The organism is Rhizobacter koreensis, from assembly GCF_013366375.1.
Taxonomy (GTDB): domain Bacteria; phylum Pseudomonadota; class Gammaproteobacteria; order Burkholderiales; family Burkholderiaceae_C; genus Schlegelella_A; species Schlegelella_A koreensis.
This window is the reverse complement of sequence record NZ_JABWMJ010000001.1, coordinates 480,995-496,549: the sequence shown is the minus strand read 5'-3', so window position 1 is coordinate 496,549 and position 15,555 is coordinate 480,995. Positions and strand designations below refer to the sequence as shown.

The window sequence follows — 15,555 nt, the reverse complement described above, 5'->3', positions numbered from 1 at the left end:
GGCGCGCCGCGCAAGAAAAAGGGCACGCCACGCGTGCCCTTTTGCAATGCGACCGAAGCGGCCGCGCTGCGTCAGCCGATCACTGCGGCGCCTTGATGGTGCAGTTGGAGTCCTCGAACGGACCGCCGACCTTGACCCAGCCCGCGGCGGGCGCGTCCGGGTTGCACATGGTCTTGCCGGTGGCGTTGTTCTTCCACAGGTAATAGATGCTGGGCTGCGCGAACGCCACGCCTGCGAGCATGAGGCCGATGGCGGCGATGCTTGACTTGAGCTTCATGTCCTGACTCCTGATGAGGGCCGCGCTGCACCGGTCGTGGCGGTGCGCAGCGCGGCAGCCGGTTAGCGGAAGGTAAGCGAGTTGCCGATGATCACCAGCAGATTCTTGGTCTGCTGGACGATCGCGGTGCGGTACGCCTCGAAACGCGCATCGGTGATCGCATTGTCGTTGCGTGTGCCGCCGCCGGTCGCGGTGGTGCCCCCGAAGAAGTTCGTCATCACCGGCACGTGGATGTGGCCGGCCGGGATGTCGAGCGCGAACACGTCGCGCAGCACCGTGTTGCGGTATGCGCTCTCGTTCGACAGGTAGTCACCGCCACCACCCTGACGTGCGCACGAGGTGGCGGGAGGCGGCGCCACGGTGGCGAGATCCGGCATCGAGTTCATCACGCCGTTCGACGGCACGCTCACGGTCGCCGGCTGGGTGCAGTCCGGGAAGTACGTGTAGTTGGTGTGCCAGGTGACGTCGAAGCCTTCGGTGCCCTGGCTGGTCGCTCCCGGCGGACGGATCACGCCCGAGCGCGAGCTGCCCGTGACCATGGCCGGCACCGGCAGCGTGCCGTTGCTGAACTGCGGCGGGAAGTCCTTCATCCACGGGTTGGCCGACTGGTAGCCGAGCCAGCGCACCGGCGGATAGACGTCGCAGCCCGAGTTCGGCAGCGTGATCGGATCGACTCCGGCAGTGCCGGAGATCGTGCCGATCGGCAGCACCGTGCTCGGCAGGCGCTCGTTGCCGGCCGGGCAATAGATCTTGCCGTCGTTGCCGGCCGAGGGCCCGTGAAAGCGCCCGTTGAACGCCTCGATGTTGAAGACGTTCGCGCTGCCCTGGCTGATCGTGATCGAGGCGTCGACGCGCTTCGGACCCGGCCGGAAGTACGGCCCGATCGTGTCTTCCTGCATGCCGAGGTTGAAGGGGTCGTAGCTCACCGGGAGGATGTAGCTCTCGACGTGCAGGATGCTGCCGTCGCTGAGCGTGAACTCGCGGCCGTCCATCTCGAGCGCGGTCGCGCCCGACGGGTTGCCGTTGCGCAGCCCGGTGTTCGGCGTCCCCGGCACGCCGAGCGTGAACGTGTCGAAGCCGCTCATGATCATGCGGCGGTACTTGGCGCCGCCCGGCGCGTTGCCCTCGGGCAGGTTGATGTCGAGCTGGCCGCGCGAATGCCGCTCGAGCTGCCACTGCAGCTCTTCCTTCTGCACGTCGGTGAGCGCGAACGACGGCTTCCACTGACGCAGTGCCTTGGTCATCTGCACGCGGGCCCAGTAGAGCATGCGGTCGTCGCTGCGCGGGTATGTGCTGCCGGCCGGCTGGGCGCGGCGGCCCTGCACGCGATCGACGGCCGCGCGCCAGAGCTCGGTGCCTTTCGACTTGACCATCGCGAGCGCCTGGTCATAGCTGGTGACCTCGGTCCGACCATTCGCGCCGCACAGTGCGGTGGCGAACGCCGGGCCGAAGGTGTCGAAGCCGGTGGCCTGCAGGATGCGGGTGGCGATCGGCGTGGTGTCGTTGGTGGTGACGTTGGCGCCGGTGTTCGGCAGCGGCGTGTCGAGGCGGCGTTCCTCGTACGCCAGCGTCACGCTCGTGTCGACCGAACAGGCGACGGTGGGCGCGGGGGGGGGCGGTGCCGGCGCGTCGTCGTCATCGTCGCCGCCGCCTCCGCACGACGCGAGGAACACCGCGGCTGCGAGCACGCTCAGGTGAGCGATCCTCGCTTCTCTCGTTCTCGACATGTCTCTTCCTTTCTGTGAGGGTCCGTTGGACAGAACAAGCCGCTGACGCTGGGCGATGCTCATCGAGGCGGCGGGAAACGCATGGGTCGCTCAGTTCATCACGCGCGACGGCAGCCAGGTCACGAGGCCCGGGAAGGCGTAGATCAGGCCGACCGCGAGCACGAGCAGAAGGAACATCGGGAATGCGACGCGGGCGATCCACGGCAACTCCTTGCCGGTCATGCCCTGCAGCACGAACAGGTTGAAGCCCACCGGCGGCGTGATCTGCGCCATCTCGACGACGATGACCAGAAAGATGCCGAACCAGATCGGGTCGATCTTCGCGGCGTTGACGATCGGCATCACGACACCCATCGTCAGCACGATCATCGAGATGCCGTCGAGAAAGCAGCCGAGCACGATGTAGAAGATCATCAGTGCGAACAGCAGCATCAGCGGCGAGAGGTGCAGGCTTCCGATCCACTCGGCGAGCTGGCGCGGCAGGCCCATGTAGCCCATCGCGAGCGTGAGGAACGCGGCGCCGGCGAGGATGAGCGCGATCATGCAGAAGAGCCGCGTCGCCCCCATCAGCGACTCGTAGAAGGTCCTCGCGTTCAGGGACCCCTGCGCCGCCGAGAGGATCAGCGAGCCGGCGACGCCGACCGCGGCCGCTTCGGTGGCCGTCGCGATGCCGGTGTAGATCGAGCCGAGCACGCCGATGATCAGCAGCACGACCGGGATCAGGCTTCCGGACGCTCGCACCTTGTCCATGAAGCCGCCGACGTTCTCGGCCGGCGGAACCTTGCCCGGGTTCAGCATGGCCCAGCCGATCACGTAGGTCATCATCAGCCCGGCGACCAGGAGACCGGGGAACACGCCGGCCGCGAACAGGCGCGCGATCGACACGTCGGCCGAGACGCCGTAGACGATCATGATCAGCGACGGCGGGATCATCAGCCCGAGCGTGCCGGCACCGGCGAGCGAGCCGATCACGATGCCGTCGGGATAGCCGCGCGAGCGCAGCTCCGGCAGCGTCATCTTGCCGACCGTCGCGCACGTGGCCGCGCTCGACCCCGACACCGCGGCGAAGATCGTGCAGCCGAGGATGTTGGTATGCAGCAGCCGGCCTGGGATGCGCTGCATCCACGGGGCGAGGCCGCGGAACATGTCTTCCGAAAGCCGCGTGCGGAACAGGATCTCGCCCATCCACACGAAGAGCGGCAGCGCCGTGAGGGTCCACGACGACGACGAGCCCCAGATCGTGAGCGCCATCGCGTCGCCGGCCGGACGCGCGCTGAACAGCGTCATGCCGATCCAGGCGACGCCGGCGAGCGCGAGGCCGATCCAGACGCCGCTCGCGAGGATCGCGAACAGCGCCGCGACGAGGAAGACGGTGAGGAGGACGTCGTTCACGGGGCGGGCCTCACTCGCTGCGCAGCGGCTCTTCGGAAGCCGCCTCGGTGCGCCGCCCGGTGAGGGCGAGGATCAGTTCGTCGAGCAGCGCGATCGACAGCACCACCGCGCCGACCGCCATCACCAGCTGCGGGATCCAGAGCGGCGTCGCGTCGTTGCCGGTCGAGATGTCGTGGAAGGCGAGCGAGTTGGACACGAGCCGCACGCTGTAGTACGTGAACAGCGCACTCACCAACGCACCCAGCAGCAGCGCGAACGTGTCGAGATGACGCCGGCCGCGCGGCTTGAGGGCGTTGAGCACCAGCGTGACGCGGATGTGCTCGCCGCGCTTGAAGGTGTGCGCCAGCGAGAGGAAGCCCGCACCGGCCATCGCATAGCCGGCGTACATGTCAAGGCCGCGAAACGGCAGCGTGATGTAGCGGTCGAGGATGTTCGCAAGCACCAGCACGAGCGTGGCGACCATGCAGAGGGCGGCCAGAAGCGCCGCGCCCGTGTAGATGCCGTCGAGCACCCGCCTCATGTCACCGCTTGCGGTAGGCGTCGATGATCGCCTGACCGTCGGCGCCCGCCTTCTGCAGCCACTCCTGCAGCATCGTGTCGCCGACCTTTCGCATGTCGGCCGAGAGCGGCGCCGACGGCGTGACGATGGTCATGCCATTCTTGCGCAGGCCCTCGATGTACTCGTGGTCCTTGGCCTCGGAAAGCTTCCAGCCGCGATCCTCGGCGGCGGCCGCCGCGCGCATCAGCGCGTCCTGCGCGGGCTTGTCGAGCGCGTCGAGCGCCTTCTTGCTGACGATGACCGCGTTCTTGGGCAGCCACGCATTGGTGGTGTGGTAGTACTTGACCTGCTCGTATGCCTTGCTGTCGAAGCCGGTCGCGCTCGACGTCATGAACGCGTCGACGACCCCGGTGGCGAGCGCCTGCGAGAGCTCGGCGGCCTGCACCGTGACCGGCTGCGCGCCGACGAGCTCGGCGATTCGGGACGTCGCCGGGCTGTACGCGCGCCACTTGAGCCCCTTCAGGTCGGCGGCGCTGTTGATCTGCTTCTTGGCGTAGATGCCCTGCGGCTGCCACGCCACCGTGTAGAGCAGCACCATGCCCTGCTCGGCGAGCTTCTTGACGAGCACCGGCTTTTGCGCCTCGTAGAGGCGGCGCGACTCGGCATAGCTCGTCGCGAGGAACGGAATGCCGTCGACGCCGAACGGCTGCCATTCGTTCTGGAAGTTGCCGAGCAGGATTTCGCCGGCCTGCGCCTGCCCGCCCTGCACCGCGCGCTTGATCTCGGGCGCCTTGAACAACGACGCGTTCGGATGCAGCGTGATCTTGAGCTGGCCGTTGGTGGCCTTGTCGACGTCGGCGACGAACTGCGCGAGGTTCTCGGTGTGGAAGTTGGAAGCGGGGTAGCCGGTCGGCAGGTCCCACTTCGTCTGTGCATGGGCCGCGACGGACAAGGCGGCGAGCGCCAATGCTGCAAACGACTTCTTGAACATCAAGGTCTCCGATGAGGGGCTGGCCCCGGGTGGTTGTGACGGCGCGCGATGCACGCTCCAGGTGCGGGACGGCCGGCGAACGCAACGGTAAGCGACGTTCGTGCCATGCCGACGTTTTATCGCCTTTTTGGCGACTTTGTGTACTAGCATTTACCAACGATGTGACTCGAGGCCACAGTTCGCATGCCAAGACACGACACCCGAAGGCGGACCGACCCTGCCGACTCCGGCAATCCCGAACCGCCGCGGCAGCGCATCGTGTCGTCGGCGCACCTCGTCTCGCCGCACAGCGAACAGCTGAGCGAGTTCGAGTTCGGGATGATCGTCTCGAACAACGCCTTTTCGCGCTGGGTCGTGCACTGCATGTCGGCCGCGGGGCTGCGCGAGCTGACGCCGCTCGACGTGCTGGTGCTGCACCACGTGAACCACCGCGGGCGCGGCAAGAAGCTCTCCGAGGTGTCGTTCGTGATGAACATCGAGGACGCCCACCTCATCAACTACTCGCTCAAGAAGCTGCTCGCGCTCGGCGTCGTCACCTCCAGCCGCAACGGCAAGGAAGTGACCTACACGACGTCGGACGAGGGACGCGAGTACGTGCGACGCTACCGAGAGATCCGCGAGAACTGCCTGGTCGCCGCCCTCAAGGCCGACGAGGCGCTGAACCGCCAGATCGGCGACCTCGCGGTGCTGCTGCGCGTGATGTCGGGCGTCTACGACCAGGCTGCCCGCGCCGCGGCGTCCCTCTGAAACCGAACCGTCACCATGCAGACACCCCACACCACCGCAGCTCGCTGGCAGTTCTGGATCGACCGCGGCGGCACCTTCACCGACGTCGTCGCGCGGCGCCCGGATGGTTCGATCGTCACGACCAAGTTGCTCTCGGAAAGTCCCGACCATTACCCGGACGCGGCGGTCGAGGGCATCCGTCGCCTGCTCGGCCTCGGCCGGGACGCCCCGATCCGTGCCGATCAGGTCGAGTGCGTGAAGATGGGCACCACGGTGGCGACCAATGCACTGCTCGAGCGCAAGGGCGACCGCACCGTCCTGGTGACGACGCGCGGCTTTCGCGACGCGCTGCGCATCGCGTACCAGAACCGGCCGCGCCTGTTCGACCGCCACATCGTGCTGCCCGAGCTGCTGTACGAGCGCGTGATCGAGGCCGACGAGCGCATGGGCGCGCACGGCGAGGTGCTGCAAGCGCTCGACGAGGCGGCCCTGCGCAGCAAACTTCAGGACGCCTATGCGGCCGGCATCCGTGCCTGCGCGATCGTCTTCATGCACGCCTACCGCTACGCCGCGCACGAGGAAGCGGCGGCTCGCATCGCGCGCGAGGTCGGCTTCACGCAGACGTCGACCTCGTCGGAAACGAGCGCGCTGATGAAGTTCGTGTCGCGCGGCGACACCACGGTCGTCGACGCCTACCTGTCGCCAATCCTGCGCCGCTACGTCGACCAGGTCGCGAGCCAGATGCCGGGCGTCGAGCTGCTGTTCATGCAGTCGTCGGGAGGCTTGACCGACGCGCACCGCTTCCAGGGCAAGGACGCGATCCTCTCGGGCCCGGCGGGCGGCATCGTCGGCATGGTGCGCACGGCGCTCGCAGCAGGCGAGCGGCGCGTCATCGGCTTCGACATGGGCGGCACCTCGACCGACGTGTCGCATTACGCCGGCGAATTCGAGCGCGCCTTCGAGACGCAGGTCGCGGGCGTGCGCATCCGCGCCCCGATGATGAGCATCCACACGGTCGCCGCCGGCGGCGGCTCGATGCTCACGTTCGACGGCGCGCGACTGCGCGTGGGCCCCGAATCGGCGGGTGCCAACCCGGGGCCCGCGTGCTACCGGCGCGGCGGGCCGCTCGCCGCGACCGACGCCAACGTGCTGCTCGGCAAGATCCAGCCCGACTACTTCCCGAAGGTGTTCGGGCCGCGCGGCGACCAGGCGCTCGACCGCGACGTGGTGGTCGAGCGCTTTGCCGAGCTCGCGCGCCAGGTCACCGAGCGCACCGGGGTCGAGACCACGCCCGAAAAGCTGGCCGAAGGCTTCCTGCAGATCGCGGTCGCGAGCATGGCCAACGCGGTCAAGAAGATCTCGGTGGCGCGCGGCTACGACGTCACCCAGTACGCGCTGCAATGCTTCGGCGGCGCCGGCGGGCAGCACGCCTGCCTGGTCGCCGACGCGCTCGGCATGACCAAGGTGTTCGTGCACCCGCTCGCCGGCGTGCTGTCGGCCTACGGCATGGGCCTGGCGGACCGCACCGCGATGCGCGAGGCGGCGATCGAGCTGCCGCTCGACGTCGCCGGGCTCGCCGCCGCCGAGGAAGCGCTCGCGGCGATTTCGAGGCAGGCGACGGACGACCTCGACGTGCCGGCCGGCGACGCCCATGGCCTGCGCGTGCTCGGCTCGATGCACATCCGCTACGAAGGCACCGATACCGCGCTGGTGGTGCCAATGGGCTCGCTCGCCGAGCTCGAGGCCGCCTTCGTCGCCGCCTACCGCAAGCGCTTCTCGTTCCTGATGCCCGACAAGCGCCTCATCATCGAGGCAGTGTCGGTCGAGGCGATCGCCGGCGGCCACCCGGTCGAGCCGGCACCGGCCGAGGCTCACGAGCATCGGCCCGAGCCCACCGCGACGGTGCGCGTCTACATGGAAGGCGCCTGGCGCGACGCCGGCCTCTATCTGCGCGAGAACCTGGCGCGTGGCGCGCGCATCGCCGGCCCCGCGATCCTCGCCGAGCGCAACGCCACCACGGTGCTCGAGCCCGGCTGGGCCGCCGAGCTCTCCGCCGACGACAACCTGCTGCTGACGCGGGTCGAGGCGCGCCGCGCGCGCCATGCGATCGGCACCGCCGCCGACCCGGTGATGCTCGAGGTGTTCAACAACCTCTTCATGAACATCGCCGAGCAGATGGGCCTGCGCCTGCAGAACACCGCCTACTCGGTGACGATCAAGGAGCGCCTCGACTTCTCCTGCGCGGTGTTCGACGGCCACGGCGACCTCATCGCCAACGCGCCGCACATCCCGGTGCACCTCGGCTCGATGAGCGAGTCGATCAAGACGGTGATCGCGAGCAACCCCGACATGCGGCGCGGCGACGTCTTCATGCTGAACGACCCGTACCACGGCGGCACCCACCTGCCCGACGTGACGGTGGTGACGCCGGTGTTCCCGGAAGATCCGGCCGACGGCGACACGCCGCTGTTCTACGTCGCCTCGCGCGGCCACCACGCCGACGTCGGCGGCACCACGCCGGGATCGATCCCGCCGTTCTCGACGCGCATCGAGGACGAGGGCGTGCTGCTCGACAACGTCAAGCTCGTCGACGCCGGCGAGGTGCGCGAGCGCGAGGTGCTGGCGCTGCTCGGCGCCGGGCCGCACCCCGCGCGCAACCCGGCGCAGAACATGGCCGACTTTCGGGCCCAGGTCGCAGCCAACGAGAAGGGCGCGCAGGAGCTGCACGCGATGGTGCGCCAGTTCGGCCTGGAGACGGTGCGCGCCTACATGCGCCACGTGCAGGACAACGCCGAGGAAAGCGTGCGCGTCGCGATCACGCGGCTCGACCCGGGCCTCGAACGCGGCGGCCGTTTCACCGTGCCGCTCGACAACGGTGCGGCGATCGAGGTCGCGGTGCGCATCGACCGCGCGAAGCGCTCGGCGGTCGTCGACTTCACCGGCACCTCGCCGCAGCTGCCGAACAACTTCAATGCGCCGCGTGCGGTGACGATGGCGGCGGTGCTGTACGTGTTCCGAACGCTGGTCGAAGACGACATCCCGCTCAACGCCGGGTGCCTCAAGCCGATCGAGGTGATCGTCCCCGAGGGCTCGATGCTGAGCCCTCGGCATCCGGCGGCGGTGGTCGCCGGCAACGTCGAGACGTCGATGTGCATCACCAACGCGATCTACGGCGCGCTCGGCGTGCTCGCCGGCAGCCAGCCGACGATGAACAACTTCACCTTCGGCAATGCCGAGCACCAGTACTACGAGACCATCTCGGGCGGCTCGGGCGCCGGGCCGGTGGTCGGCAGCTCGGGCGAGGGCTTCGACGGCACCAGCGTCGTGCAGACGCACATGACGAACTCGCGCCTCACCGACCCGGAGGTGCTCGAGTTCCGCTTCCCGGTGCTGCTCGAGCGCTACGAGATCCGCGCTGGCTCGGGCGGGCGCGGGCGCTGGAACGGCGGCAACGGCGGCACCCGCGTGATCCGCTTCCTCGAAACGATGACCGCGTCGATCGTCTCGAACGGTCGCGTCCATCCGGCGTTCGGTCTCGCGGGCGGGCTGCCCGGCGAGCCGGGGCGCAACTCGGTGCGGCGCGCCGACGGCACGGTCGAGACGCTCGCCCACATCGGCCTCGCGGAAATGGCCGCCGGCGATGCGTTCATCGTCGAGACGCCGGGGGGCGGCGGGTACCGGGCGCCGGTCGACGCGGCTTGAAGGACGGCGCGGCGGGCACCCGGCCGTCGCGCGATGTTTCGAAGCGCGTGCTGCGAAACGCTGCACGCGCAGCATCGCAGAGGGCGCTATCGCGCGCCGTTGGTCCGCGCTCTCGCCAGGGTGGCGACGCCGCAGCGGGCCGCGGCGCGACCGATCAGAGCCGCGCCGGATTGCTCCAGTAGCCCGGCCGGCCGTAGGTCTCCTTCAGGAAGTCGATCCACAGCCGCGTGCGCAGCGGCAGATGGCGCGCGTGCGCGAACACCGCGTAGATGCCGTTCGGTGCCGCCGCGAAGTCGTTCAGCACGCTGACGAGCTGACCGCTCGCGAGCTCGGCCTCGACCTCCCAGGTCGAACGCCAGGCGATGCCAAGGCCGGCGACGCACCAGTCGTGCAGCACCTGGCCGTCGCTGCAGTCGAGGCGGCCCGACGGCCGGAGGTGGGTCACGCTGCCGTCGATCTCGAACGCCCAGCCGCGGCTCTGGCTCGCGTCGGAGCTGAGCGTGAGGCACTCGTGGCGCATCAGCTCGTCGGGGTGTTTCGGAATGCCGGCGCGCTTGAGGTACGCCGGCGTCGCGACGCAGAGGCGCCGGTTGTCGGCGAGCCGCACGCTGACGAGGCTGCTGTCCGGCAGGTCGCCGACGCGTACGGCGCAGTCGTAGCCCTCGTTGACGATGTCGACGACGCGGTCGCCGAGGTTGAGCGAGACCCGCACGTCGGGGTGGCTCGCGATGAAGCGCGGCACCAGCGGCGCGACGTGGCGGCGACCAAAACCCGCCGGCGCGGTGATGCGCAGGGCGCCGCTCGCCTTCACGCCGCCCGCCGACACGCTGGCCTCCGCGTTTCGCAGATCGGCGAGGAAGCGCTGGCAGTCCTCGAGGAACGAGCTGCCTTCGTGGGTGAGCGAGATGCGCCGCGTCGTCCGCACCAGCAGCTTGACGCCGAGGCGCGCTTCGAGCGCGTCGATGCGGCGCCCGATCACGGCCGGAGCGACGCCCTCGGCGCGCGCGGCGGCGGTGAGGCTGCCGCGGGTGGCGACCGAAACGAACGACTCGATCTGTTTGAGCTTGGCCATTCGTGCGGTTGCCGTGCAGTCCGGCAAGACTACCCGCCGCCGACGCACGATTCAATGCGGGACCGCCCGTCATTGCACGAGCAATCCGGCCCAATGGCGAGCGATCGACGATGAAGGGGACGCCAGGCGGGCCCGATGGCGCGAGCGGCTCGCCGGGCACTGCGGGCTGCCGGGCCGGCGTCGCGAGCCTCGATCCCGTCGCGCGTGCGCCGGGCCCCGCCGCACGCGCGCTCGCACTCGACGCTGTCCTGGCGACGAGCCGCGGCTCGCCATTGAGCGCCGCCACGTCAAGACTGACGGGCGGACCCCGGTTGCAATGGCCACCGGCACATCGACTAGATTTCGCGGTCGGCGCACCGCGTGAACGGCGATCGGCGCGTCCGCCCACCGGCCGCCGCGCGCGTCCTGCCGACACGGCCACCGGTTCGAAAGAGCCGCGCCGCCCCTTCCTCCAGACGGACCCTGCCATGACCCAAGCCTCGACGACCTCGTCGCTCGCCCTGCCCGCCGGCGTGCAGATCAACGCGCCGATCCTGCCCGGCTTCGAACGCATCCTCACCCAACCCGCGCTCGCGCTGGTCGCCAAGCTGCACCGCGCGTTCGAGCCGCGCCGTCAGCAGCTGCTCGCCGCCCGCGTCGAGCGCGCGCGCCGCATCGACGCCGGCGAGCGCCCCGACTTCCTTGCCGAGACCAAGCACATCCGCGACGGCGCCTGGACGATCGCGCCGATTCCGAAGGCGCTCGAGCGGCGCCGCGTCGAGATCACCGGACCGGTCGACGCCAAGATGGTCATCAACGCGTTCAACTCGGGCGCGGACAGCTACATGACCGACTTCGAGGACAGCAACTCGCCGGTCTGGACCAACCAGATCCAGGGCCAGATCAACCTCGCCGCGGCGATCCGCCGCACCCTGACGCTCGAGCAGGAGACGCCGGCGGGGGTCAAGACCTACAAGCTCAACGAGCAGATCGCGACGCTGCAGGTGCGCCCGCGCGGCTGGCACCTCGACGAGAAGCACGTGACGATCGACGGCCAGCGCGTGCATGGCGGCATCTTCGACTTCGCGCTCTTCATGTTCCACAACGCGAAGGAGCTGCTCGCGCGCGCCGCCGGCCCGTACTTCTATCTGCCGAAGATGGAAAGCCACCTCGAGGCGCGGCTCTGGAACGACGTCTTCGTGATGACGCAGGACGAGCTCGGCCTGCCGCAGGGCACGATCAAGGCGACGGTGCTGATCGAGACCATCCTCGCCGCGTTCGAGATGGACGAGATCCTCTACGAGCTGCGCGAGCACTCGGCCGGCCTCAACGCCGGCCGCTGGGACTACATCTTCAGCTGCATCAAGAAGTTCAAGCTCGACCGCGACTTCTGCCTCGCCGACCGCGCCAAGGTCACGATGACCGCGCCGTTCATGCGTGCCTACGCGCTGCTGCTGCTCAAGACCTGCCACAAGCGCCGCGCGCCGGCGATCGGCGGCATGAGCGCGCTGATCCCGATCAAGAACGACCCGGTGAAGAACGAGACCGCGATGGCCGGCATCGTCGCCGACAAGCGGCGCGACGCGACCGATGGCTACGACGGCGGCTGGGTCGCGCACCCGGGGCTCGTCGAGGCGTCGATGAAGGAGTTCGTCGCGGTGCTCGGCGACCGCCCGAACCAGATCGACAAGCAGAAGCCGGAGGTGAACGTCACCGCCGCCGACCTGCTGAACTTTCAGCCCGAGGCGCCGATCACGGAAGGCGGGCTGCGCATGAACATCAACGTCGGCATCCACTACCTGGGCGCGTGGCTCGCCGGCAACGGCTGCGTGCCGATCCACAACCTGATGGAAGACGCGGCGACCGCCGAGATCAGCCGTAGCCAGGTCTGGCAGTGGATCCGCTCGCCCAAGGGCGTGCTCGACGACGGCCGCAAGGTGACGGCCGAGCTGGTGCGCGAGCTGGTGCCGCAGGAGCTCGACAAGATCAAGGCCGGCGGCTTCGCCGGCAAGTTCGATCAGGCGGCGCAGATCTTCACGCAGATGAGCACGCAGGAGCGCTTCGAGGAGTTCCTGACGCTGCCGCTCTACGAGGAGATCTGATGTCCCGCGGCCCAGAGCCGTCCGATGCAGCGATGAACCGGCCGATCGAGGAACTGCCCGCGGCCTGCGACGTGCTCGTGGTGGGTGCCGGACCGGCCGGCAGCGCCGCCGCGCTCACGCTGGCGCGCGCCGGCCTCGACACCGTGCTGGTCGACGCGCAGGCGTTCCCGCGCGACAAGGTCTGCGGCGATGGGCTGATCCCCGACGCCCGCAACGCGATGGAGAAGCTCGGCGTGTGGGACGAGGTCGCGCGCCTTGCGCAGAGCGTGCCGAGCCTCGCCTGCGTGGGCCCGCGCGGCGGCCGCGTCAGCGTGCCGGGGCGCCTGGCGGTGCTGCCGCGGCGCCAGCTGGACGACGTGCTGTGTCGCGCGGCGGCCGCTGGCGGCGCGCGCATGCACGCGCCGGTCCGCTTCGTCGGCACGCTCGAAAGCGACGAGGGCGGCGTGCCGCGCATCGTCGGGGCGCGGCTGCAGGCCGGTGCGACGGTGCGCGAGGTGAGCGCGCGCTGGGTCGTGCTCGCGACCGGCGCGGTGCCGCAGGCGCTGATCGCCGCGGGCGTCTGCGAGCGCCGCACCCCGAGCGCCATCGCGCTGCGCGGCTACGTGAGGAACCCCGCCCTCGCCGGGCGCCTGAAGGAGCTCGAGGTGCTCTGGCACCCGCGTCTCAAGCCGGGCTACGGCTGGATCTTTCCGTGCCCGGACGGCGTCTTCAACGTCGGCGTCGGCGTTGCGCACAGCCACGCCAAGGGGCACGACGCGGGTCGCTCGATGGAGTCGGTGAACCTGCGCGACAAGTTCAAGGCGTTCGCCGAGGTCTATCCGAACGCACGTGCGCTGGTCGACGACGGCGAGTGGGTCGGCGAGCTCAAGGGCGCACCGCTGCGCTGCTCGCTCGAAGGCGCGCGCTTCTCGCGCCCCGGGCTCATCGTGACGGGCGAGGCCGCCGGCAGCACCTATGCGTTCACCGGCGAGGGCATCGGCAAGGCGCTCGAGACCGGCATCCTCGCCGGCGAGGCGATCGTCGCCGGCACCCGCGAGGCCACTCCCGAGGCGGCGGTGCGCGCCGGCTACGAGACGCGCCTCGCGGCGCTGCGTCCGCGCTTCGCGGTCTACGAGAAGGCCAACACCGTCAATGCCCACCCGTGGCTCGTCGATCTCCTCGCGTGGAGCGCGAACCGCAGCCCGCGCCGCCTCAAGCGGATGAGCGGCGTGCTCGAGGAGACGCATGTTCCCGGCGACCTGCTGAGCCTGCGCAGCTGGGGACGGCTGCTGTTCGAGCGCGGCTGAGGCGCGTGACGCGACGCGTCCGCGAATCGGAGCGCGGATGGCGAGCAGGCCCGGCGGACGGCATTCGACGCGGGCTGACGCAGCAAGGGCGCCGCCGGGCGCTCAGCGCGGCTGCTCGATCAGCTCACGCACGAAGCGCGCCGGGATCGCGTAGCTGATCCCGGTCGGGTTGCTGAGGGCCGATTCCTTGGTGCTGCGCACCAGCACCATGTTGACGACGCCGACGACCTCGCCGCTGTCGGCGTCGAGCACCGGGCCTCCGCTGTTGCCCGGGTAGGCCGTGGCGTCGAGCTGATAGAGCTCGAACGCGCCGTCGCGCAGCGCGCGAACCGAGCGCTCGTTGAGCTGGCGGGCGTTGGCGGGCGGCAAGGCGATCGCGGTGATCGACGAGATGATCCCGCGGTGCGTGACCGGCGCGAGGCCGAGCACGCTGCCGATCGGAAAGCCCATCAGCGCGATCGAGGCGCCCTCGTGGATGTTCTTGGGCTCGGCCAGGCGCAGCGCCGCGAGCGGGCTGCCCTCGAAGCGCAGCAGGGCAAGGTCGTGGGTACGGTCGATCCTGACCACGCTCGCGGTGCGGACCTCGCCGCTGCCGACGCGCGGCGCGACCACCGCGAGCGTCTTGCGACGGTTGCCCGAGTCGGCGCCGTCGTCGGGCAGCACGTGCGCGTTGGTGACCAGCAGGTTGCCGTCGCCGACCACGAACCCCGATCCGCGGAAGGTGAAACGCGGGTTGTCAAGGGCGTCGTGGGTCCCCACCGCGAGCACCGACGGCTTGGCCGCCACGATGGTCTCGACGAGGCCGGCGTGGGCCGCGCCGGCGGCCGTCAGCAGCGTCGCGAGCAGCGCTGCGCGCCGCGTGAGGTGAAGGGGCATGACAGGTTCCCGGCGGTTCGGCCGCCGGCGATGCGCCACGGCGGCGCCGAGTGTAGGCCCGCGCCCCGCGAGATCCGATCCGGCCCCTGCCGACGCCGCAGCCGCCGCTTTCCCGACAGCGCCGGCGCATGCGCTCGGGTTAGGCTCGGCGCATGTGCCAGCTGCTCGGGATGAACGCCAACACGCCGACCGACGTGATGTTCAGCTTCACCGGCTTCGCGACGCGCGCCGAGGAGCACAAGGACGGCTTCGGGATCGCCTTCTTCGAAGGCTGCGGCGTGCGCCTGCTGGTCGACGCGCAGAGCGCGCGCGCCTCGCCGGTGGCCGACATGGTGCGGCGCTATCCGATCAAGAGCCGCCACATCATCGCCCACATCCGCAAGGCGACGCAGGGAGCCGTCGCGCTCGAGAACACGCACCCGTTCACGCGAGAACTGTGGGGGCGCTACTGGGTGTTCGCGCACAACGGCGACCTCAAGGGCTTCGCGCCGCGCCTGCACGGCGCGTTCCGCCCCGTCGGCTCGACGGACAGCGAGCGCGCGTTCTGCTGGCTGATGCAGGAGCTCGCCAAGGCGCACGCCAGCGTGCCGCCGATCGACGAGCTCACCGCGACCCTGCGCGAGCTGGTGCCGCCGATCGCCGCGCACGGCACCTTCAACTTCATGCTCAGCAACGGCCAGGCGCTGTGGGCGCACTGCTCGACGCACCTGCATCACATCGTGCGCCAGCACCCGTTCGCGCACGCCTCGCTGCAGGACGAGGACGTGACCGTCGACTTCGCCGAGCTGGCCTCGCCTCGCGACCGCGTCGCCGTCGTCGTGACCGAGCCGCTGACCCGCGACGAGACCTGGACCCCGTTCGCCCCTGGCGAGCTCAAGGTGTTCGTCGACGGCGCGCCGCTCGACGGACCGCCGCCACCCTGACGT

The 15,555-nt window shown here is 69.9% G+C and carries 12 protein-coding genes; 5 read left to right on the top strand and 7 right to left on the bottom strand.

Annotated elements, in window-relative coordinates; all coding sequences use genetic code 11:
• Window positions 1-79: 79 nt before the first annotated feature.
• The 5 genes from HQN59_RS02135 to HQN59_RS02115 all read right to left on the bottom strand — a co-directional run bounded on the left by HQN59_RS02135 (window position 80) and on the right by HQN59_RS02115 (window position 4,886).
• Complete coding sequence (locus HQN59_RS02135; RefSeq protein ID WP_176065584.1) at window positions 80-277, bottom strand: hypothetical protein; 198 nt, start codon at window positions 275-277, stop codon at window positions 80-82.
• Between the two features lie 62 nt (window positions 278-339).
• Complete coding sequence (locus HQN59_RS02130) at window positions 340-2,004, bottom strand: hypothetical protein (protein ID WP_246294630.1); 1,665 nt, start codon at window positions 2,002-2,004, stop codon at window positions 340-342.
• A 90-nt stretch (window positions 2,005-2,094) separates the two neighbouring features.
• A complete protein-coding gene (locus HQN59_RS02125; protein WP_176065582.1) occupies window positions 2,095-3,396 on the bottom strand; it encodes a TRAP transporter large permease subunit in 1,302 nt (433 codons plus the stop codon).
• A gap of 10 nt (window positions 3,397-3,406) precedes the next feature.
• Complete coding sequence (locus HQN59_RS02120) at window positions 3,407-3,916, bottom strand: TRAP transporter small permease (RefSeq protein WP_176065580.1); 510 nt, start codon at window positions 3,914-3,916, stop codon at window positions 3,407-3,409.
• A gap of 1 nt (window position 3,917) precedes the next feature.
• On the bottom strand, window positions 3,918-4,886 hold the full coding sequence (locus HQN59_RS02115) for a TRAP transporter substrate-binding protein (protein ID WP_176065579.1): 969 nt from the start codon (window positions 4,884-4,886) through the stop codon (window positions 3,918-3,920).
• A gap of 183 nt (window positions 4,887-5,069) precedes the next feature.
• On the opposite strand from HQN59_RS02115, the gene HQN59_RS02110 reads away from it, so the two are divergent.
• Together HQN59_RS02110 and HQN59_RS02105 are read left to right on the top strand one after the other, a co-directional pair.
• The gene (locus HQN59_RS02110) at window positions 5,070-5,633 is read left to right on the top strand and encodes a winged helix DNA-binding protein (RefSeq protein ID WP_176065577.1); all 564 of its coding nucleotides are present in this window, start codon (window positions 5,070-5,072) and stop codon (window positions 5,631-5,633) included.
• Window positions 5,634-5,648: 15 nt separating this feature from the next.
• Complete coding sequence (locus tag HQN59_RS02105) at window positions 5,649-9,314, top strand: hydantoinase B/oxoprolinase family protein (protein ID WP_176065574.1); 3,666 nt, start codon at window positions 5,649-5,651, stop codon at window positions 9,312-9,314.
• Window positions 9,315-9,468: 154 nt separating this feature from the next.
• Here the strand turns inward: HQN59_RS02105 and HQN59_RS02100 are convergent, their stop codons facing one another.
• Window positions 9,469-10,386: a LysR family transcriptional regulator gene (locus HQN59_RS02100; RefSeq protein WP_176065573.1), complete on the bottom strand. Its 918-nt coding sequence runs from the start codon at window positions 10,384-10,386 to the stop codon at window positions 9,469-9,471.
• Window positions 10,387-10,853: 467 nt separating this feature from the next.
• Between HQN59_RS02100 and aceB the strand changes: the two genes are divergently transcribed.
• Window positions 10,854-12,467 (top strand): malate synthase A, encoded by a 1,614-nt coding sequence (aceB, locus tag HQN59_RS02095; protein WP_176065571.1) that lies wholly within the window; start codon window positions 10,854-10,856, stop codon window positions 12,465-12,467.
• Window positions 12,467-13,753: an NAD(P)/FAD-dependent oxidoreductase gene (locus tag HQN59_RS02090; protein WP_246294629.1), complete on the top strand. Its 1,287-nt coding sequence runs from the start codon at window positions 12,467-12,469 to the stop codon at window positions 13,751-13,753. Before aceB ends, HQN59_RS02090 begins: the two co-directional genes overlap by 1 nt.
• Window positions 13,754-13,855: 102 nt before the next feature.
• Here HQN59_RS02090 and HQN59_RS02085 read toward each other — a convergent pair whose 3' ends face one another.
• Window positions 13,856-14,629, bottom strand: a complete 774-nt coding sequence (locus HQN59_RS02085; RefSeq protein WP_176065569.1) for a S1 family peptidase — start codon at window positions 14,627-14,629, stop codon at window positions 13,856-13,858.
• Window positions 14,630-14,781: 152 nt separating this feature from the next.
• On the opposite strand from HQN59_RS02085, the gene HQN59_RS02080 reads away from it, so the two are divergent.
• Window positions 14,782-15,552: a class II glutamine amidotransferase gene (locus HQN59_RS02080; RefSeq protein WP_176065567.1), complete on the top strand. Its 771-nt coding sequence runs from the start codon at window positions 14,782-14,784 to the stop codon at window positions 15,550-15,552.
• The last annotated feature ends 3 nt before the right edge of the window (window positions 15,553-15,555 follow it).